General features: G+C 71.8%; 14 protein-coding genes. 5 read left to right on the forward strand and 9 right to left on the reverse strand.

Going from position 1 to position 18,985, the window contains the following annotated elements; translation table 11 throughout:
• Nucleotides 1–26 precede the first annotated feature (26 nt).
• Nucleotides 27–428, forward strand: coding sequence for a helix-turn-helix domain-containing protein (locus ABZ880_RS33810; protein ID WP_361270791.1), 402 nt, complete (start codon nt 27–29; stop codon nt 426–428).
• Here ABZ880_RS33810 and mutM read toward each other — a convergent pair.
• The 8 genes from mutM to ABZ880_RS33850 all read right to left on the reverse strand — a co-directional run bounded on the left by mutM (nt 401) and on the right by ABZ880_RS33850 (nt 8,711).
• Nucleotides 401–1,261 (reverse strand): bifunctional DNA-formamidopyrimidine glycosylase/DNA-(apurinic or apyrimidinic site) lyase, encoded by an 861-nt coding sequence (gene mutM, locus ABZ880_RS33815; RefSeq protein ID WP_361270793.1) that lies wholly within the window; start codon nt 1,259–1,261, stop codon nt 401–403. The two genes, ABZ880_RS33810 and mutM, sit on opposite strands and share 28 nt — an antisense overlap.
• Nucleotides 1,262–1,337: 76 nt before the next feature.
• A complete protein-coding gene (gene rnc, locus ABZ880_RS33820) occupies nt 1,338–2,189 on the reverse strand; it encodes a ribonuclease III (RefSeq protein ID WP_361270796.1) in 852 nt (283 codons plus the stop codon).
• A 7-nt stretch (nt 2,190–2,196) separates the two neighbouring features.
• Nucleotides 2,197–2,370 (reverse strand): 50S ribosomal protein L32, encoded by a 174-nt coding sequence (gene rpmF, locus ABZ880_RS33825; RefSeq protein ID WP_003951102.1) that lies wholly within the window; start codon nt 2,368–2,370, stop codon nt 2,197–2,199.
• 2 nt (nt 2,371–2,372) lie between these two features.
• On the reverse strand, nt 2,373–3,017 hold the full coding sequence (locus ABZ880_RS33830; RefSeq protein WP_361270799.1) for a YceD family protein: 645 nt from the start codon (nt 3,015–3,017) through the stop codon (nt 2,373–2,375).
• Between the two features lie 157 nt (nt 3,018–3,174).
• Entirely contained in the window at nt 3,175–4,245 is a 1,071-nt protein-coding gene (locus tag ABZ880_RS33835) for an ATP synthase F0 subunit B (protein ID WP_361270801.1), read from the reverse strand.
• A 58-nt stretch (nt 4,246–4,303) separates the two neighbouring features.
• A complete protein-coding gene (gene coaD, locus ABZ880_RS33840; RefSeq protein WP_361270906.1) occupies nt 4,304–4,783 on the reverse strand; it encodes a pantetheine-phosphate adenylyltransferase in 480 nt (159 codons plus the stop codon).
• A 26-nt stretch (nt 4,784–4,809) separates the two neighbouring features.
• Nucleotides 4,810–5,397, reverse strand: a complete 588-nt coding sequence (rsmD, locus tag ABZ880_RS33845) for a 16S rRNA (guanine(966)-N(2))-methyltransferase RsmD (protein ID WP_361270803.1) — start codon at nt 5,395–5,397, stop codon at nt 4,810–4,812.
• An 80-nt stretch (nt 5,398–5,477) separates the two neighbouring features.
• Nucleotides 5,478–8,711 (reverse strand): helicase-related protein, encoded by a 3,234-nt coding sequence (locus tag ABZ880_RS33850; protein WP_361270806.1) that lies wholly within the window; start codon nt 8,709–8,711, stop codon nt 5,478–5,480.
• 166 nt (nt 8,712–8,877) lie between these two features.
• On the opposite strand from ABZ880_RS33850, the gene ABZ880_RS33855 reads away from it, so the two are divergent.
• Nucleotides 8,878–10,752, forward strand: coding sequence for an HSP90 family protein (locus tag ABZ880_RS33855; RefSeq protein ID WP_361270809.1), 1,875 nt, complete (start codon nt 8,878–8,880; stop codon nt 10,750–10,752).
• Nucleotides 10,752–13,709 (forward strand): tetratricopeptide repeat protein, encoded by a 2,958-nt coding sequence (locus ABZ880_RS33860; protein WP_361270812.1) that lies wholly within the window; start codon nt 10,752–10,754, stop codon nt 13,707–13,709. The genes ABZ880_RS33855 and ABZ880_RS33860 overlap by 1 nt, the downstream gene beginning before the upstream one ends.
• A 4-nt stretch (nt 13,710–13,713) precedes the next feature.
• On the opposite strand, the gene ABZ880_RS33865 is transcribed toward ABZ880_RS33860, so the two are convergent.
• Nucleotides 13,714–15,408, reverse strand: a complete 1,695-nt coding sequence (locus ABZ880_RS33865) for a DAK2 domain-containing protein (protein ID WP_361270814.1) — start codon at nt 15,406–15,408, stop codon at nt 13,714–13,716.
• Nucleotides 15,409–15,662: 254 nt separating this feature from the next.
• Between ABZ880_RS33865 and rpmB the strand changes: the two genes are divergently transcribed.
• Complete coding sequence (gene rpmB, locus ABZ880_RS33870; protein WP_003993230.1) at nt 15,663–15,848, forward strand: 50S ribosomal protein L28; 186 nt, start codon at nt 15,663–15,665, stop codon at nt 15,846–15,848.
• Nucleotides 15,849–15,961: 113 nt separating this feature from the next.
• Nucleotides 15,962–18,961, forward strand: coding sequence for a BTAD domain-containing putative transcriptional regulator (locus ABZ880_RS33875; protein WP_361270817.1), 3,000 nt, complete (start codon nt 15,962–15,964; stop codon nt 18,959–18,961).
• Nucleotides 18,962–18,985: the final 24 nt, after the last annotated feature.

Below are 18,985 nucleotides of genomic sequence, written 5' to 3' on the forward strand. Positions count from 1 at the left end.
GCGCTGCCTTCGAGTACGCTTGAGCAATGGACAGCACGCAGGAGCGCCCGCAGGCGCAGGACCTCCCGTTCAACGTGTTCGCCAAGGCGTGTCCCTCGCGCGGCACCCTGGAACACGTCACGGGACGCTGGGGCGCACTCACGCTCGGCGCCCTGTACGAGGGTTCGCTGCGCTTCAACGAGCTGCGCCGCCGTGTCGACGGCGTGAGCGAGAAGATGCTCTCCCAGACACTGCACGCGCTGGAGCGCGACGGCCTGGTGCACCGCGAGGCCCAGCCGACGAACCCGCCGCGCGTGGACTACGAACTGACCCCGCTCGGCCGGCAGGTCGCCGAGCGGCTCCTCGGCCTCATCCACCTGCTGGAGGGCCGCATGTCCGACGTCCTCGCGGCTCGCGAACGTTACGACGAGACCCGCGGCGCCCTCTGACACTTCGGGCAGAAGTAACTCGACCGGTTCATCCAGGGGCGCCGGCGCATCGGCGTGGCGCACCTCTTGCAGGGCAGGCCCTCGCGGCCGTACGCGTCGAGGGACCGGTCGAAGTAGCCCGACTCCCCGTTGACATTGACATAGAGGCTGTCGAAGCTGGTGCCGCCGACGGCGAGTGCCGCGTTCATCACGTCCCTTACGTGGCCGAGGAGTTCGGCGGTGCGGGGGCGGGTGAAGCCGGCCGTCGGACGCTCGTAGTGGATGCGGGCGCGCCAAAGGGCCTCGTCCGCATAGATGTTGCCGACTCCGCTGATCAACGACTGGTCGAGCAGGGCCCGTTTGATCGTCGTGCGCTTGCGGCGCAGGGCCTGGTGGAAGGCCTCGTCGTCGAACAGCGGGTCCAGGGGGTCGCGGGCGATGTGCGCGATGACGTCGGGCAGGCCCTCGGGGGTGTTGTCGTGCAACGACAGGCCGCCGAAGGTGCGTTGGTCGACGAAGCGGAGTTCGGTCTGCAGGTCGTCCGCGAATCTCACGCGGATCCTGAGGTGCTTCTCGTCAGGGGTCGTGCTCGGCTGGACCAGCAGCTGGCCGCTCATGCCGAGGTGTGCCAGAACCGACTGGTGGGTGTCCTCCAGCGGCAGCCACAGGTACTTGCCGCGGCGGCTGGGAACGCCGACGCGGTGCCCCTTGAGGCGGTGCGCGAAGTCGTCGGGGCCGGCGATGTGACGGCGTACGGCACGCGGGTGCAGCACCTCGGCGTCGGCGACCACGCGATGGGCGACCCACCGCTCCAGGCCGCGCCGGACGACCTCGACCTCGGGCAACTCGGGCATCGGGACCCCCGTACGGCTGTGTATGAGCCGAGCGCCCGCCCCGCGGCGGGGACGGGCGCTCGGGATGCGCTCTTCGTCAGGCAGAGACGGAAGTCGGGCCTTCGCCGTCCTGGGCAGCCGTCTCGGCGGCCGCCTTCTCAGCAGCCGCCTTCTTGGCGCGCTCGTCCGCCGCGGCCCGGATGGACCGCCAGGCGGACTCGGCGGCCTGCTGCTCCGCCTCCTTCTTGCTGCGGCCGGTGCCGGTGCCGTACGAGACGCCTCCGACGCGGGCGGCAGCAGTGAAGGTCTTCTCGTGATCGGGGCCGGTCTCCGTGACCAGATACTCGGGCACGCCGAGGCTCTCGGTCGCGGTGAGCTCCTGGAGACTGGTCTTCCAGTCCAGGCCGGCTCCGAGGTTGGAGGACTTCTCGATCAGCGGGTCGAAGAGCCGGTGGACGAGCTCGCTCGCCGCATCGAGACCCTGGTCGAGATAGACAGCGCCGATCACCGCTTCAAGGGTGTCGGCGAGGATGGACGCCTTGTCCCGGCCGCCCGTGCCCTCTTCACCCCGGCCGAGCCGGATGAAGGAGCCCAGTTCGAGCCCGCGGCCCACCTCCGCCAGCGCACGCGAGTTGACCACCGCGGCCCGCAACTTGGCCAGCTGGCCTTCGGGCAGGTCGGGGTGGGTGGTGTACAGCGTGTCCGTGACCACGAGGCCGAGCACGGAGTCCCCGAGGAACTCCAGCCGCTCGTTGGTCGGCAGACCGCCGTTCTCGTACGCGTACGAACGGTGGGTCAGCGCACGCACCAGAAGGGCGGACTCGAGCTTGTACCCGAGCCGCCCTTCCAGAAGCGTGTGGGACGAGGCTGTGTTGTCCGCCTTCTTCTTGGCGGTTGGGTCCGCCTTGGCGTCATCCGCCTTCTTGGCAGTGGACACGGTGCCTCTCACCAGCCGCTCAGACCTCGAGGACCTGGCGCTTGTTGTAGGTGCCGCAAGACGGGCACGCGATGTGCTGCTGCTTGGGCTCGTGGCAGCGCTCGCACGCAACCAGGGTGGGGACCGCAGCCTTCCACTGCGACCGGCGGTGGCGCGTGTTGCTGCGCGACATCTTCCGCTTCGGAACAGCCACGGCTACTTCTCCTGCTTCTCGTCGACGCCCGCTTCGGCGCCGCTCATCTCGTCCTTCTCGCCGTCCGTCATGGTTTCGGCGAGTCCCTGCAGTGCCGCCCAACGGATGTCGACGGCGTCGTGGTGGTGGTCCGGGTCGTCCGCCAGCCGCGCTCCGCACTCGGAGCACAGTCCCGGGCAGTCTTCCTGGCACACCGGCTGCATCGGCAGTGCGAGCACCACCGCATCGCGCAGCAGAGGTTCGAGGTCGAAGAGTCCGTCCTCGAGGAAGAACCTGTCCTCGTCGTCCTCGGCGTCGTCGCCCGGTTCCGCGATCACACGGCCCCGGTCGTCGGCGTCAGGGTACGAGAACAGCTCCTGGAATTCCGCTTCGACGTCCAGCTGAAGCGGCTCCAGACACCTTACGCACTCCCCCTCGGCCTGTGCACGGGCGGTGCCTGTGACAAGCACCCCTTCCATGACCGACTCGAGTCGGAGTTCGAGCTCCACCGGGGCGCCTTCCGGCACTCCGATGACTCCCTGGACGCCGAGGTCCTTGGGGGCGTCGATCGTGCGGGTCAGCCGCTGCAGCGCACCGGGACGCCGACCCAGCTCGTGCGTGTCGAACACGAGGGGGTTGCGGTGGTCGAGGCGAGCGTTGGGGGCCATTCCTGCTTTCGATCTTCTGAGCTCAGAGGGACGCCGCCCGGCCGGTCAGTGTCAGCTGATCTTTGGGGCAGCGTTGATCGCGGACGTACGCGCGACCGAAGAGCCAGGATACTGGACCTTTCGCTCACGGCCCAATCCGGCTGTTTGCCGCTGGTCCTTACTGGCCGCGGCCCTGCTCGTACGCCCTCAGCTGCTCGGGCGTGATCATGCCGGTGTCGAAGAGGCTGGTCTCGTCGAGGGCGTACGACTGGTGTCCCTGGTGCGTCTGGTTCTGCTGGTGCGCCTGGTTCTGCTGATGCGCCTGGTTCTGGTCGTACGCCTGCTGCTGGGCGTCGTAGCCCTGGTAGGCGTAGGGATCGGCCTGCTGGTAGCCGTACGCGTCCTGCTGGCCGTAGCCCTGCTGCTGGTAGCCACCGGCGTAGGGGTCGGTCTGCTGCTGATAGCCGTACGCCGGCTGCGGCTGGCCGTAGTCCTGCTGCTGGGCGGGCTGCTCGGCCGAGGCGTCCTTCTCGGCGAGGGCGGCGAGGTCGGCCAGGTAGTCGGCGTCGCTGGAGTGCTGGAAGGCCGTGGCGTCGTCAGCCAGGGCACCGAGGTCGTCGGTGGCGATCCGGCCGTGCAGTTTCTGGCGGCCCTTGCCGACGGCCTCCAGGGTCTTGGTGAGGACGGCCTCGAAGGCACCGAGCTTGGTGTCCACGTAGGCGTCGGCGTCCTTGCGCAGGGTCTCGGGGTCGTGGCTGCGCTCGGGGGCGTCCTCGTCCTCGTAGCCCTGCTCGTCCAGGCCCGGGCCGGTGCCGAGGAGCTTCTCGCGTCCGCGACCGACGGAGCCGATGGTCTTGGTGAGGACGACCTCGAAGTTGGCGAGCTTGGAGTCGACGTAGTCGTCGGCCTCCGCGCGGATCTCCTCGGCCTCCTGGCGGGCCTCGCCGAGGATGCGGTCTGCCTCGGCCTGGGAGCGGCGGGCGACCTCGGTGTCGGAGATCAGCGAGCCGCGCTCGGCGTGCGCGGTCGAGATGATCCGGTCGGCCTCCTGGCGGGCCTGCTCGACCATCTGCTCGCGGTCGCCGATCAGCTCCTGGGCCTGCGCGAGGGAGCCGGGCAGTGCCTCGCGCACCTCTTCCAGCATCGAGAGCAGTTCGGCGCGGTTGACCACGCACGAGGCCGACATGGGCATCGACCGGGCGCCGGAGACCGCGGCGACGATCTCGTCGAGCTTCTTCTGCACGTCCACCGTGTGCTCGCCACTCTCTACCGATGTGTTGGAGACGGACGGGACGACTGTAGCCCCATCAGTCCTTGCGCAGGCGCTTGTTGAGGGCCTCGAGAACCACCGGCGGCACCAGGTGGGAGACGTCGCCGCCCCAGGTGGCGACCTCCTTGACCAGGGAGGAGGAGAGGAAGCTGTAGGTGGGGTTGGTCGGCACGAAGAGCGTCTCCACGCCCGTCAGGCCGTTGTTCATCTGGGCCATCTGCAGCTCGTAGTCGAAGTCGCTGACCGCGCGCAGGCCCTTGACGATGGCCGGGATGTCGCGCTCCTTGCAGTAGTCGACGAGCAGGCCGTGGAAGGCCTCGACGATCACGTTGCCGTACTCGGCGGTGACCTGGCGGATCAGGTCGATCCGCTCGTCGATCTCGAACAGGCCCTTCTTGGACTTGTTGATCATGACCGCGACATAGACCTCGTCGTACAGACGGGAGGCGCGGGAAATGATGTCGAGGTGTCCGTTGGTGATCGGGTCGAACGACCCGGGACAGACGGCGCGGCGCACTTGTGATCCCTCGCTCTCCGGTCCGGTCATCGTGCGTCTTCGCACGTAGAGGCGGCGCGACCGTACCAAAACGTGCCCTCGCCGTAGCGACGGGCCCGGATCGCTTCGAAGCCGTCCGGCCACCGGAATTCGCCGCCTCTGGTGCTGCGCTCCACGGTGACGAGCACCTCCGGCGCGAGCCAGCCCCCTGAGCGGAGTGTGAGCAGAATCTCGCGAAGATCGTGATCTGAGACAACGTACGGCGGGTCGAGGAAGACGAGGTCGTACGGCTCTGCCGGCGCCGGGGTCTGGATGATCTGTTCCGCTTTGCCCGCCCTCACCTCGGCGCCGGGGAGGGCGAGCGTTCTGACGTTCTCGCGGATGGTGCGGGCTGCTCGTGCGTCCGCTTCGACCAGGAGGGTGTGGCTCGCGCCTCGGGAGAGGGCCTCCAGGCCAACGGCGCCCGAGCCGGCGTAGAGGTCGAGGACGCGCTCGCCTTGCAGGGGGCCGCCGAGGAGGGACTGCCAGGTGGAGAAGAGACCTTCGCGTGCGCGGTCGGAGGTGGGGCGGGTGCCATTGCCCGGCGGCACGGCGAGTCGACGTCCGCCGGCTGCGCCGGCGATCACGCGGGTCATCTTTGGTCCTTGCTTGTGGGCGTCTTCAGGTTTCAGTGTGGCTGGTCGCGCAGTTCACCGCGCCCCTGGGTCGGCATCCCTCACCCCTTTTCCAAGTACTGCTCCCTCTCCTCGTCCAAGAGGGCGTCGAGCGCTGTCCGCAGGCCCGGAAGCCGGGTCAGCTCCGGATCCGCCGCCACGACCGCTGCCGCCTCCTCCCTCGCCTCCGCGATGACCTCCTCGTCCTCTATGACCGCCAGGACCCGCAAGCTGGAGCGGGCGCCGGACTGGGCCTGGCCGAGGACGTCGCCCTCTCGGCGTTGTTCGAGGTCGATTCGGGAGAGTTCGAAGCCGTCGAGGGTGGAGGCGACCGAGTTCAGGCGCTGGCGGGCTGCGCTCGCCTCCGGCATCTCGGTGACCAGGAGGCAGAGGCCTGCCGCCGAGCCTCGGCCGACCCGGCCGCGCAGCTGGTGGAGCTGGGAGACGCCGAAGCGGTCGGCGTCCATGATGACCATCGCCGTGGCGTTGGGGACGTTGACGCCGACCTCGATGACCGTGGTGGCGACCAGGACGTCGGTGTCGCCGGCGGCGAAGCGGCGCATGACCGCGTCCTTGTCGTCGGGGTGCATACGGCCGTGCAGGACCTCGACGCGGAGGCCCTGAAGAGGGCCCTTGGCCAGCTGGTCGGCCACTTCGAGGACGGCGAGCGGGGGGCGCTTCTCCGCCTCGTCCTCCGGGGACTTCTTCTTGCCGGACTTCTTGGGGTCGTCCTCCTCGTCGCCGATGCGGGGGCAGACGACGTACGCCTGATGGCCGTTGCCCACCTCCTCGCGGACGCGCTCCCAGGCGCGGGCCAGGAAGTGCGGCTTGTCGGCGGCGGGGACGACGTGGCTGGCGATCGGGGAGCGGCCCGCCGGGAGTTGGTCGAGGACCGAGGTCTCCAGGTCGCCGAAGACGGTCATGGCGACCGTGCGCGGGATGGGGGTGGCCGTCATGACGAGGAGGTGCGGGGGCTGTTTGCCCTTGCCGCGCAGGGCGTCGCGCTGTTCGACGCCGAAGCGGTGCTGTTCGTCGACCACGACCAGGCCCAGGTCGTGGAACTGGACCTTGTCCTCGATCAGCGCGTGCGTGCCGATCACGATTCCGGCCTCGCCGGTGGCCAGGTCCAGCATGGCCTGGCGGCGCGCGGCCATCCCCATCGATCCGGTCAGCAGCACCACCTTGGTGGCGTGCTCGGTCCCGCCCAGCATCCCGCCCTCGGCCAGCTCACCCATCATCTCGACGACCGACCGGTGGTGCTGCTGGGCGAGCACCTCGGTGGGCGCGAGCATGGCGGCCTGACCGCCGGCGTCGACGGTGGCGAGCATGGCGCGGAGGGCCACCATCGTGTTGTGCGTGACCGTGAAGTTGTCGGTGACGTACGCGTGGCTCGGGTGAGCGACGCTGATGCACTGGACCGGCTTTCGGCCCACGTACTCCACTGCGCGCACTCCGCGTCGGAAGGTGTTGTACTTCGGCCTTGGCCGCACTCGATCTGCTTTGCGGGTGAGCCGGAACGGCGCGTATTCGTCAGGCAGGGCGATCGAGACATTGAAAGCAGCCCGCTTCGGCAGCACGCGCGCGTGGCCGCCCAGAGAACGCACGACCCAGGCCACATCGTCCGCGAGCCTGCGCGAGGCGGAACAGAGCGAGATGCTCAGGCCGTCCGGCTGGACGGTGCCGTCTGTGTCGAGGAGACCCTGCAGCAGGGCCAGACGGTTCTTGACCGAGGTGTTCTTGAACTCGTCCGGCACAAATTTGCCGTGCGACGTCCTGCCCCACAGATTCAGGTGACGCAGGGTCTGGATCACGGGATTGCGAACACCACCGGCGCGACGCGTCAGCTGGATCGTGTGGTCGCAACCGGGGCCCTTCACCGGCACGAGCCGGCATTCGGGCGCCACTGCCGCTGCCACCGCGTCACGGATCTCGTCGTCCATGGTGGACAGACGCAGGTTGTGCCGGAACGAGCCGTCTCCCAGGAGGACGCCGAACAAGTACGGGTCCAGAGGCAGCCCGGAGTCGCCCCCGAGGTCCACCGGCGTTGCGGCCGGGATGTACCACTTCGAGGATCCGTTCGCCTTGAAGGTGTCGAGACGGATCTCCCGAGTGGTCATCACCTTGGGAGCCTGGCCACGGTGCCACCCGCAGCTGGTTCCGACGATCCAAAGGTGTTCGTCGTCGCATTCGACGGAACTGCCGTCGGACAGGACCAGGCGCCAGACGTCGCGCTCTCCTTGCGGGAAGACGCCGTCGATCGACGCGATCTCTCCGTCCGGCACGACCACTTCGTCCCCCACCCGCAAGTCGCCCATCCGACGGAAGCCGGCGGGGGTGAGCACGAGCGAGTCGAGGGGCTGAGCCTTGCCCGACCCCACTTCCCCCTGCAGCAACCGGTGCATCGGATGCTCGGTCGCCAGGTCGTCGAAGATTTCCTTCGAGACCTTCTGCTGGCCCTCGGTGAGGGTGAAGGGGAGGCGGTCGTCGAAGGCGGTGAGGAGGCCGGCGGGCTTGGGTTTGCGGGCGATCGCCGGGAGTTGGGCGTCGGCGTGACGGCGGCGGGCGAGGGCCACCTGGAGGACGAAGGCCTCGTCCCACTTGAGGCGGGCCCGGGCGTCCTCGATGTCGGCCTTGGTGTGCGGGCGGTGGATCTTGAGCAGGGCCTCGGGGAGGGGGACCAGACCGCGGCCCTCGCAGAGGGTGGACGGGAGGGGGTCCACGGCCTCCTGGGCGCTGGGCAGGACCGTCTGGATCGCCTTGCCGATCTTCCAGGACTCCAGTTTGGCGGTGGCCGGGTAGATGGGGATGAGGGCGCCGGCCCAGGTCTCCACTGTTTCGTCCGTGTCGCCTCGTAGCAATTCGTAGGCCGGGTGGGCCAGTTGGAGGCGGCGGTTGAAGACGGAGACCTTGCCCGCGAACATCGCGCGTGTGCCCGGCAGGAGTTCCTTGTGGGGCTTGTGGACGCCGTTGCCGAAGAAGACCAGTTGGAGGCGGCCGCTGCCGTCGGTGATGGTGACCTCCAGGCGCTGGCCCTTGCCGCGGGGCGCCTTGGCGGAGGCGAAGGTGTGCAGGCGGGCGTCGGCGACCATCGCGACCACGGTGACGTGCTCGTCCATGGGGAGGTCGGCGAGGTGGGTGAGCTGGCCGCGCTCCTCGTATCTGCGCGGGTAGTGGTGCAGGAGGTCGCCGACGGAGTGCAGGCCGAGGTGCTCGGCCATCACCTTCGCGGTGGCGGGGCCGAGCACTGACTTCAGTGGTTGTTTCAGTGGCTCTTCCAGTGCGGGCACGAGATCCATTGCACACCACGCCACTGACATTGCCGTATACGTCTCGGGAAACCCCTGGTCAGACGGCTCGTTCGGGCTTTAGGATGACGCGCTCCGGCCATCCCCCGCGGTCACCGCCCCACCAGGGACCGCCCGACCCCGCGCCGCGCGAAGTCCCCCCACCGGCGCTGCGACGATGGACTCCCAGACCTCACAGTCATCCCAGCCGTCCCAGTCACCTCAGCCACCTCATACGTTCCAGGTCGACCTGCGCGGTCTGGTGGACCTGCTCTCGCACCACCTGTACTCCAGCCCCAGGGTCTATCTGCGCGAGCTGCTGCAGAACGCCGTGGACGCCATCACCGCCCGGCGCGCGGAGCAGCCCGACGCCCCGGCCAAGGTGCGGCTGTACACGGAGGCGGGTGCCCTGCGTGTCGAGGACACGGGGGTCGGGCTCACCGAGGCGGACGTGCACAACCTGCTCGCGACCATCGGGCGCAGCTCCAAGCGTGCCGACGGGATCGCCGACGGGCTTCAGGCGGTCCGCTCCGACTTCCTCGGGCAGTTCGGCATCGGTCTGCTGGCCTGCTTCGTGGTCGCCGAGCGGATCCGGGTGGTCAGCCGCAGCGCCCGTACGCCGGACGCCGCGCCCGTGGAGTGGACGGCGAGCGACGACGGTTCGTACACCGTGCGGACGCTGCCGCACGAGGCGCGGCCCGAGCCGGGCACCACCGTGCACCTGGTGGCGCGGGCGGGCGCCGGGGAGTGGCTCGCGCCCGAGCGGGTCCTCACGCTGGCACGGGACTTCGGGTCCCTGCTGCCGTACGACGTCCGGGTGGGCGACGAGGCGATCACCGACCTGCCGGCTCCCTGGGACCGGTCGTACCCCTCCCCCTCCAACCGGCGGGTGGCTCTCGCGCGGCACTGTCACGAGCTGTTCGGCTTCACCCCGCTGGACTCGATCGAGCTCGACGTGCCGCTGGCCGGGATCCGCGGGGTGGCGTACGTGCTGCCGTCGGCGGTCAGCCCGGCGCAGCGGGCGACCCATCGCGTGCACCTCAAGGGCATGCTGCTGACCGAGCGGGCCGAACAGTTGCTGCCCGACTGGGCGTTCTTCGTGCGGTGCGTGCTCGACACGGACAGTCTGCGGCCGACGGCCTCGCGCGAGTCGCTCTACGAGGACGAGACGCTGGCAGGCGTACGGGAGGCGCTGGGCGAAAGGATTCGGTCCTGGCTGACCGGGCTCGCCGCCGGCGATCCGGAACGGCTCGCGGCCTTCCTGTCGGTGCACTACCTGGGCGTGAAGTCCCTGGCGCGGCACGACAAGGAGATGCTGCGGACGATGCTGCCGTGGCTCCCTTTCGAGACGACCGACGGGCGGCTGTCCCTGGAGGAGTTCGCGCAGCGGCACCCGGTCGTGCACTTCACGCGGACCGTCGAGGAGTACCGGCAGGTCGCGCCGATCGCGTCCGCGCAGGGCGTCGGGGTGATCAACGGCGGTTACACGTACGACAGCGAGCTGGTCGAGGCGCTGCCTTCGGTACGGCCGGGCACGGTGGTCGCCGAGCTGGACGCGGACACGGTGACGGCGCATCTGGACGCGGTTGATCCGGCGGAGGAGCTGGCGCTGTCGGGGTTCCTGGCGATCGCGCGGGCCAGGCTGGACTCACTGCAATGTGACATTGTACTGAGGTCCTTCCACCCCCTCTCGGTCCCCGCCCTGCACCTCGACGACCGCGCAGCCCGCCACGAGCAGGCCCGTGCCGAGGCCGAGGAGCAGGCCGACGACCTGTGGGCGGGCATCCTCGGCTCGCTGCGCGGCAGCGCCCCGCGCGCGCGTCTGGTGCTCAACCACCTCAACCCGCTGATCCGGCGCATCAGTTCGCTCGGCGACCCGGAACTGATCGGCACCGCCACGGAGTCCTTGTACGGGCAGGCGCTGCTGATGGCGCAGCGCCCGCTGCGGCCGGCGGACACCGCGCTGCTGAACCGGGCGTTCATCGGGTTGCTGGAATGGGCGACCCACGGCGAATCCGACGCGACGGGCAACTCTTCGGGGGGCGGTCACTGATGAGCGGGATCACGGACTTCGACTCGCTGCGCCGGGCGATGGCGGAGAACTCGGAGCGGCCGGAGGGCCCGGCACGCAACGCGCGCGCGGAGCAACTCCTCGCCGAGGCCGAGCAGTTGGGCATCCCGCTCGCGGTGATCGAGGCTCTCGGACATCAGCTGAAGGTCTACAACTACAGCTCCGAGAAGGACAAGATGTTCGTCCCCTTCGCGCGCCTGCTGCGCATGTGGGACGAGCGGCCCGAGGACTTCGACGAGTACGAGGTCCACACGCTGCACTGGGTCTTCAAGTGGATGTCGTCCGGCATGCTCGACCAGCCGCACGTCCCGCTCGCCTCCGTCGAGAAGTGGCTCGGCGAGATGGAGCACCGCTACCGGCTCGCCGGGCACTCCGAACGGGCCGTGCGCAGCGCCGAGTTCAGCGTGGCCGCGCATGTCGGCGATCTCGCGCGCGCCGAGCGGGCATACGCCGCGTGGCTGGCCGCCGACCGGGACAACATGGCCGACTGCCACGCGTGCGAGCTGCACGGGCAGGGCTGGTGGCAGGCCGAGCGGGGGCGGGACGCGGAGGCGCTCGAGCTGTGGGCGCCGGTTCTGGAGGGCGAGTTCACCTGCGCCCACGAGCCGCACACCGTCCTGGCCTCCTCCCTGACGCCCCTGCTGCGGCTGGGCCGCACGGACGAGGCGCGCGCGCACCATCTGCGGGGCTTCCGGCTGGTGCGCGGCATGGAGAGCATGCGGGGCGCGTACGCGGACCACGTGGAGTTCTGCGCGCTGACCGGCAACGAGGCGCGAGGTCTGGAGCTGCTGGCGGAGCGGCCGGCGTACTTCACGGACGACGGCCATCCGCGCAGCCGGCTGGACTTCCTGAGCGTGGTGACGCTGCTCATGGACCGCCTCGAGGAGCTGGGCCTGGGCGGCCGGCAGGTGCCGGGACCGGCCGGCCGGGCGTGGACCGCGCGTGAACTCGCCACGCACGCGCGTGCGGAGGCGCTTGCCCTGGCGGCACGCTTCGACGAGCGCAACGGCACCTCGTACGTCAGCGAGCGGGCACGCGCGCGCATGGAGCAGCGTCCGCTGGTGGACCGGCTGCCTCTCGGGGTGCGTGTGGTGCGCCAGGTCTCCGCGCCTGTGGTGGTGGCACCGCCGGCGCCCGTGACCGCGGCAGAGCAGCCGGACCTGTCCGCCCTGCTGGCCGAGGCCCGCCGCCTGTCGGACACCCTGCAGCCGAACGCCACAGAGGCGTGGGCGGCGGCGTCCAGGGCCGCTGAGGGCGTCGAACTGGACGCCCGCGACAGCGCCGAGATCGTCGACCACGAGGCGATGGACCGGGGCCCGGAGGGTGCCGAACTCTTCGAGCGGGCCGCCGAGTTGTACGCGCAGGCGGGCGACCTCGGGGAAGCACTCGCGGCCCGCACGCGTGCGGCGTACGTACGCGCACTGACGGGCCGGGTGGACGAGGCGCTCGCGGCGGTCGCCGAGCCGTACGACGAGGTCCTGGCGCTCTACGCCGACGACGCCACAGGCGTGCGGCAGACCGCGTCCGTACTGATGGGGCGGGCGCGGATCCTGATGCGGCGGGTGCAGGAGGTGGGCGAGGCCGGCGGCGGAACGGTTCTCTCCGACGCCGAGTCGGCCGTACGTGAGCTGCTGGCGCTCGTCGGCGGGTACGCGGGGGACGACGTGCGGATCGCCTCGCGGGACGCCGAGGCGCAGGCCATGCTCGCCGAGCTGGCGGTGCAGCACGGGGACCTGGAGGCGGCCGTCGAGCTGTTCGGGCGGGCCTCGGCGGGGTTCGTCGGGGCGGGGCTGCCGTGGTACGCGGTGGAGTACGAGGCGCGGCTGGCCGGGCTGGCCCATCACCTGGGCGACATCTCGGGGGCGGAGCGGGCGCTGCGGGCGGCCCTGGAGCACGGCGGCGCGCATCTGGAGGCGGTCGGGCGGGCCCAGCTGCACCTCCAGCTCGCCGAGGTGCTGGGCGGCCGGGGGCTGTCCGCAGAGGCCGCGGAACACGCCCTGGAGGCGGCGCACTGGGCCGACGAGGCGGGCGAGGGCCCGACGCTCGGCGCCTGGGCCCGGCAGCAGCTGGGCGGGCTGCTGCTGCGGCAGGGGCGGTGGGCCGAGGCCGCGGAGGTGCTGGAGTCGGCGCTGCCCGACCTGAGCGCCGAGACGCACGGCGACGGCGCCGTCGTACAGACGCAGTGGTGGCTCGGCGACTGTCTGAGCGAGCTCGGCGAGCACCGTGAGGCGGCCGAACGGCGGCTGCAGGCAGCCGAGATCGCCAAGGAGTGGCCCGAGCAGCACGACCACGCCACGCTCGCCCACCTCGCCGCCGAGTCGCTCGGGGCCGCGGGGCTGCCCGCCGAGGCGGACCGGGCGTACGCGCGCGCGGGCGAGCTGTGGCGCTCGCTCGGCAACGTCCACGGCCTCGTCCGCTCCCTGCGCGCCCGCGCGTGGCTCGCGCTGCGCGCGGACGACGGGGAAGGCGCGGCACGGGAGTTGATGGCGGGCGCGGTCCGGGACTGCGAGGCGGCGCTGGGCGCCGGAGCGGCCGACGAGGAGGCGCGCGAGCGGCTCGTCGCCGAACTCGGGCACACCCACCGGCAGTTCGGCGACCTGCTCGCCCGCTCCGCCTCGGACGACGCCGACGACGACTCGATCCGGGCCGTGCTCGAGGATGCCCTCTCCCAGGTCACCGAGGCCATCGCGGTGTTCGCGTCCCTGGGGGACCACGCCCTGCACAGCCGCACCGGCGCCGAACTCGCCGCCGGCTGGCTGGAGGCCGACCTCAGCCGCCCCGCCCGCGCGGCGGCACGCGCGCGTGCGGTGCTCGCGGCGTACGACGGCGCGGCCGACGCGGACGAGACGGCCCAGGAGCGCCGCGCGGAGGCGGAACAGATGCTGCAGGTCGTAAGCGAGCAGGACGTCGGCGGAGGCCTGGAGCAGGGCGCCGGCTGAAGCGCTACTCGACGCCGATCAGCAGCAGTGCCCCCTGCCGTCCGCCCCGGTACACCACCGTGTCGACGGCGAGGTACGACTCACGCACGCGTGCCTCCAGGCGGTCGGCGACGGACTCGGGGGCCTCGTCGCCGAGGACGAGGGTGACCAGCTCGCCGCCGGCCTGGAGCATGCGGTCCAGGACGGTCTCGGCGGTGACGGTGAGGTCGGAGCCGATCACGGCCACGTCGCCCTCGATGAGGCCGAGGACGTCGCCGGCCTGGCAGATGCCGGCCATGGTCCAGGACTGCCGCTCGGCGACGGCGACCTCGGCGTAGCGGGTCGCGCCGGCCGCCGAGGTCATCGACACGACGTCCTCGTCGAAGCGGCGCTCCGGCTCGTGCACGGCGAGCGCCGCGATCCCCTGCACCGCGGACCGCGTCGGGATCAGGGCCACGCGAATGCCTTCCGCGCGGGCCTGCTCGGCCGCCGCGGCGGCGGTGTGGCGCAGGTCGGCGTCGTTGGGCAGCAGCACGACCTCGCGCGCGTGGGCCCGCCGTACGGCGTCGACGAGTTCCCCGCTCGCCGGCGCCTCCCCGGGGCGCGCGAGCACGGTCGTCGCGCCGGCCTCGGTGTACAGCCCGGCCAGGCCCTCGCCGGGCACGACGGCCACCACGGCGCGTTGGACGCGCTCCCGGGGCGGCCGCTCCCCGCCGGTGGTGTGCACGTCGCCGACGCCGAAGTGCGTGATCCGGATCCGGTACGGCCGTCCGGCCTCGACGCCCGCCTCCACGGCGGCGCCCGCGTCGTCCACGTGCACGTGGACGTTCCACAGTCCGTCGCCGCCGACCACGACCAGCGAGTCGCCGAGGGCGTCGAGGCGCTCCCGCAGCCGCGCGACGGCGGTGTCCTCGGCCTCCAGCAGGTAGATCACCTCGAAGGCGGGGCCGCCCTCTTGCGGGGAGGAGGCGCAGTCGTCGCCGGTTTCCCGCGTCCCGGCAGTCGCCGTATCGCCCTCCACGCGCGTGTACCCGGCGGACACCACGACGGCCACCGGCGCTTCCCCCGTGAACGTCTCCACCAGTGCCGCGAGCACCGCCACCAGCCCCCGCCCGCCGGCGTCGACCACCCCGGCGCGCCCCAGTACGGCCAGCTGCCCGGGGGTCGCGGCAAGCGCCGCGCGTGCGCCCTCGTAGGCCGCCCGTGCCACGGCCCCGCAGTCGCCCTCGGCCCCGCCGGCCGCGTCGGCGGCGCCCGCGGCTACCGACAGGACCGTGCCTTCGACGGGATGCGCGACGGCCTGGTGTGCGGAGTCGGCCGCGTGCCGCAGGGCGAGCCGCAGTCCGGAGCCGTCGGTGTGAGGCGTCTCACCGTCGGCGGCGAGCACCTGCGCCATGCCGCGCAGCAGTTGGGCGAGGATCGTCCCGGAGTTCCCCTGGGCTCCTATCAGCGCGCCGTGCGCCATCGCGCGCGCGGCGTCGGCCAGCGTCGGCTTCCCCGACTCCCCGGAGCCGACTTCATGAGCCGCGAAGACGGCCTCCACCGCGGCGACCGCGGACTCCACGGTCAGATACAGGTTGGTGCCGGTGTCCCCGTCGGCCACGGGGTAGACGTTGATCGCGTCGATCTCCTCGCGCGCGCGGCCGAGCGCCTCCAGCGCGAGCCCGCACCAGGTGCGCACCGCGAGAGCATCGAAGAATGTCTGCGGCACCTGCGCCACCTGCGCCTCCTTGAGCCCATGGACTGGACGCAGCGTAGACCCCGGGCGGGTGTCCGCCGGAAGTGGGCCGGGGCGAAGCCCTGATCAGCCATGGTAGTTTCGTTGTACTGGCGCAGTCGTTGTATGCTGCTCCGGTTGCCCGATCCACATCGGGCTTTCCCCTGGCACCGCCACTCAGATCTCTGATCCTGCGATCTCGATCCCGGCATGCCGGGACCCAACCGTAAGTGCATCTGAAGTCTTTGGAGTGACCCGTGGCTGCCAACTGCGACGTCTGCGGCAAGGGGCCGGGCTTCGGCAACAACATCTCGCACTCGCACCGCCGTACGTCCCGTCGCTGGAACCCGAACATCCAGCGCGTCCGTACCGTGGTCGGCGGGACGCCGAAGCGCGTGAACGCTTGCACCTCGTGCATCAAGGCCGGCAAGGTCTCGCGCTGACGCACAGCTAAGCGCGCGGCCACTGCTGGTTCGCTGCACTGAGCCGGTCCACCTCACGGTGGGCCGGCTTTTTGCTGTACCTGACAACCGCATGTCCTGCGAGAATCCCCGGCATGCGCTTCGGCATCCTGGGCCCCCTGGAGGTACGCACCGACGACGGCACCCCCGTCGACCCCGGAGGACCCCGCCCCCGCGCCCTGCTCACCCTGCTGCTCCTCGACGCGGGCCGGACGGTCTCCGTGGAACGCCTCATCGACGGCCTCTACGGCGCCGAGCCGCCCGCCGGAGCCTCGAACGCGCTCCAGTCCCAGATCTCGCGTCAGCGCAGGCGCCTGGCCCCGCACACGGAGATCGAGGCGGCCCCGGCCGGCTATCGCATCGTCACCGCGCCCGACGCGGTCGACGCCCACCGGTTCGAGCGGCTGGCCGCGCAGGGACGCGCCGCCCTCGCCGCCGGAGATCACCGACGAGCCGCCTCCGAACTCGGGGACGCCCTCGCCCTGTGGCGCGGCCCCGCCCTGCCCGACCTCCGGGACGCACATGCCGAGACCGCACGGCTCGAGGAGCTGCGCCTGGCCGCCGTACAGGACCGGATCGAGGCGGATCTGGCGCTCGGCGGCGGCCCCGAGCTCGTACCGGAGTTGCGGGCGCTGCTGTCGGACCACCCGCTGAGCGAGCGGCTGTACGGGCAGCTGATGCGGGCCCTGCATGCGGGCGGGCGGCCCGCGGAGGCGCTGACGGTGTACGAGGAGGCCCGGCGCGCCCTCGCGGACGACCTGGGCGCCGATCCCTCCCCGGAGCTCTCCGCACTGCACCTGGAGCTGCTGCGGGGCGCGGAGCCCGAGCGGCGCCGCCTGCCGGTCCAGCTGACCCGCTTCGTCGGCCGTGAGGGCGAACTCACCCGGATCACCGCGCTGTTGACCGACTCCCGTCTGATCACGCTGACCGGACCCGGCGGGGCGGGCAAGACACGGCTGGCGATCGAGGCGGCGAACCATCTCGCCGGCGTCTGTTTCGTCGAGCTCGCTCCTCTCACGGACGGCCGACAGATCCCGTACGCCGTCCTGACCGCCCTGGGGGTGCGGGACGGCTTCCGCTCGCCCACGACCGACAGCACCGACCGGCTGCTGGCCGCTCTGGAGGGCCGCGAGTTCCTTCTCGTGCTCGACAACTGCGAGCACCTGGTGGAGGACGCGGCCCGGCTCACCTCCCTGCTCCTCGCCTCCTGCCCGGGTGTGCGTGTCCTCGCCACCAGCCGGGAGTCCCTCGGCATCACCGGCGAGGTCCTGGTCCCGGTGCCGCCGCTGCAACCGGAGCCCGCCGTGCAGCTCTTCCTGGACCGCGCCCGGGCCGTCCGGCCCGGTTTCGACGGCCACGCGCGCGTACCGGACATCTGCGCCGCCCTCGACGGGCTCCCCCTGGCCATCGAGCTGGCGGCGGCCCGTTTGCGCACTCTGACCCCGGACGAGCTCGCCGACCGCCTCGACGACCGGTTCCGGCTGCTCTCCCGCGGCGACCGCTCGAAGGCACCGAGGCACCGCACCCTGCGCGCGGTCGTGGAGTGGAGCTGGGAGCTGCTGGAGGGCGAGGAGCGGGAGCTGGCGCGGCGGCTGACCGTGTTCTCCGGGGGCGCCACGCTGGAGGCCGTCGAGGCGGTGTGCGGGCTGCCGTACCCGGAGGACGTGCTGGCCTCGCTGGTCGAGAAGTCGTTCCTGGAGGTGTCCGAGGGGCGCTACCGGATGCTGGAGACGATCCGGGCGTTCGCCGCAGCGGGCGCGAGGGACGCAAAGGACGCGGAGGACCTCGGGGACGCCCACGCCGGCTACTTCCTGCGGCTGGCCGAGGAGGCCGAACCGCATCTGCGCGGCGGCGGGCAACTGCCCTGGCTGACCCGGCTGGCCGCCGAGCACGCCAACCTGGACACGGCTCTGAACCACCTCGTGCGCCGCGACACCGGCCGAGCCCTGCGCCTGATGGGACCCCTCTCCTGGTTCTGGCGGCTGCGCGGAGTGCACGGCGAACGGGTGGCGACGGCACGGCAGTTGCTGGCCGCCGTCGGGGACGCGCCGCCGCCCGGCCTGGAGGAGGAGTACGTGCTGTGCGCGATCAACGCGCTCTCCGGCGCGGGCGACGAACCCGAGCTCATCGCGCGCGTGGACGCCGTGCTGGGCGCGTACCAGGGGCCGCTCAGGATGCCGTACATCCTCGTGCTGTGGGCGGTCGCGGCCGGTCCACGGCCCGCCGCCGACGGGCACGCCCTCGCCCTGGCCGGCGACTCCCCCTGGGCGCGCGCCCTGCTCGACGTGGGCCTCGGCTTCCGGGAGCAGTACGCGGGCCGACCGCAGGAGTCCGAGGAGCGCTTCGCCCGGGCGCTGGCGGGATACCGGGCCACCGGTGACCGCTGGGGCATGGCCAACTGTCTCGACCCGCTCGGCGCGCTCGCCCACACGCGCGGTGAGTCCGAGCATGCCCTGGAACTGCTCGACGAGGGCCTGGCGTACGTGCGGGAACTGGCCGCACCGGAGGAGACGGCCGATCTGCTGCGCACCCGGGCCACCGTGCTGCTGCACCGGGGCGACACGGCGGCCGCCCGGGCCCACTTCGAACAGGCCGTGGCGCTCGCGCGGGGCGCCGGGCTCCCCGACAAGGTGGCGGCCGCCCGGCGCGGCCTCGGCGACGCGGCCCGGCTGTCCGGGGACACGGCACACGCGCGCGTGCACTACGAGAACGCCCTCCAGGAGTGCGCCGCCAACTGGTTCAGCGTCGGCGAGACCGTCCGCAGCCTCATCGGGCTCGGCCGCACGGCCGCCGCCGAGGGGCACACCGAGGAGGCCGACGACTGGTTCCGGCAGGCCGCCGAGCTGGCCGTGGAGGGATGGGGCGTCCTGGAACTCGCCGACGCCGCCGAAGCGTTGGCCTCCACCGCCGACTCCGCCGAGCGGGCCGCGGTGCTGCTGGGCGCGGCGACGGGCCTGCGGGGCATGCCGACCGAGGGCGACCCGGACGTCGTGCGCATCGAGCGCGAGGCACGGGCGAAGCTGTCCGCCGAAGCCTACGACCAGGCCTTCGAGCAGGGCCTACGGCTGCGGTCAGCGGCGGTCAGCGAACGGTAGGGGGACGGTCAGCGCCCCCGCCGA

It is taken from the genome of Streptomyces sp. NPDC047043 (genome assembly GCF_040644055.1).
GTDB lineage: Bacteria > Actinomycetota > Actinomycetes > Streptomycetales > Streptomycetaceae > Streptomyces.

Coding starts and splice junctions, on each gene's coding strand:
- ABZ880_RS33810 (WP_361270791.1), top strand. CDS start 27: ATGGACAGCACGCAGGAGCGCCCGCAGGCGCAGGACCTCCCGTTCAAC.
- mutM (WP_361270793.1), bottom strand. CDS start 1,261: ATGCCCGAGTTGCCCGAGGTCGAGGTCGTCCGGCGCGGCCTGGAGCGG.
- ABZ880_RS33830 (WP_361270799.1), bottom strand. CDS start 3,017: ATGGCCCCCAACGCTCGCCTCGACCACCGCAACCCCCTCGTGTTCGAC.
- rsmD (WP_361270803.1), bottom strand. CDS start 5,397: ATGACCCGCGTGATCGCCGGCGCAGCCGGCGGACGTCGACTCGCCGTG.
- ABZ880_RS33850 (WP_361270806.1), bottom strand. CDS start 8,711: ATGGATCTCGTGCCCGCACTGGAAGAGCCACTGAAACAACCACTGAAG.
- ABZ880_RS33855 (WP_361270809.1), top strand. CDS start 8,878: ATGGACTCCCAGACCTCACAGTCATCCCAGCCGTCCCAGTCACCTCAG.
- ABZ880_RS33860 (WP_361270812.1), top strand. CDS start 10,752: ATGAGCGGGATCACGGACTTCGACTCGCTGCGCCGGGCGATGGCGGAG.
- ABZ880_RS33875 (WP_361270817.1), top strand. CDS start 15,962: ATGCGCTTCGGCATCCTGGGCCCCCTGGAGGTACGCACCGACGACGGC.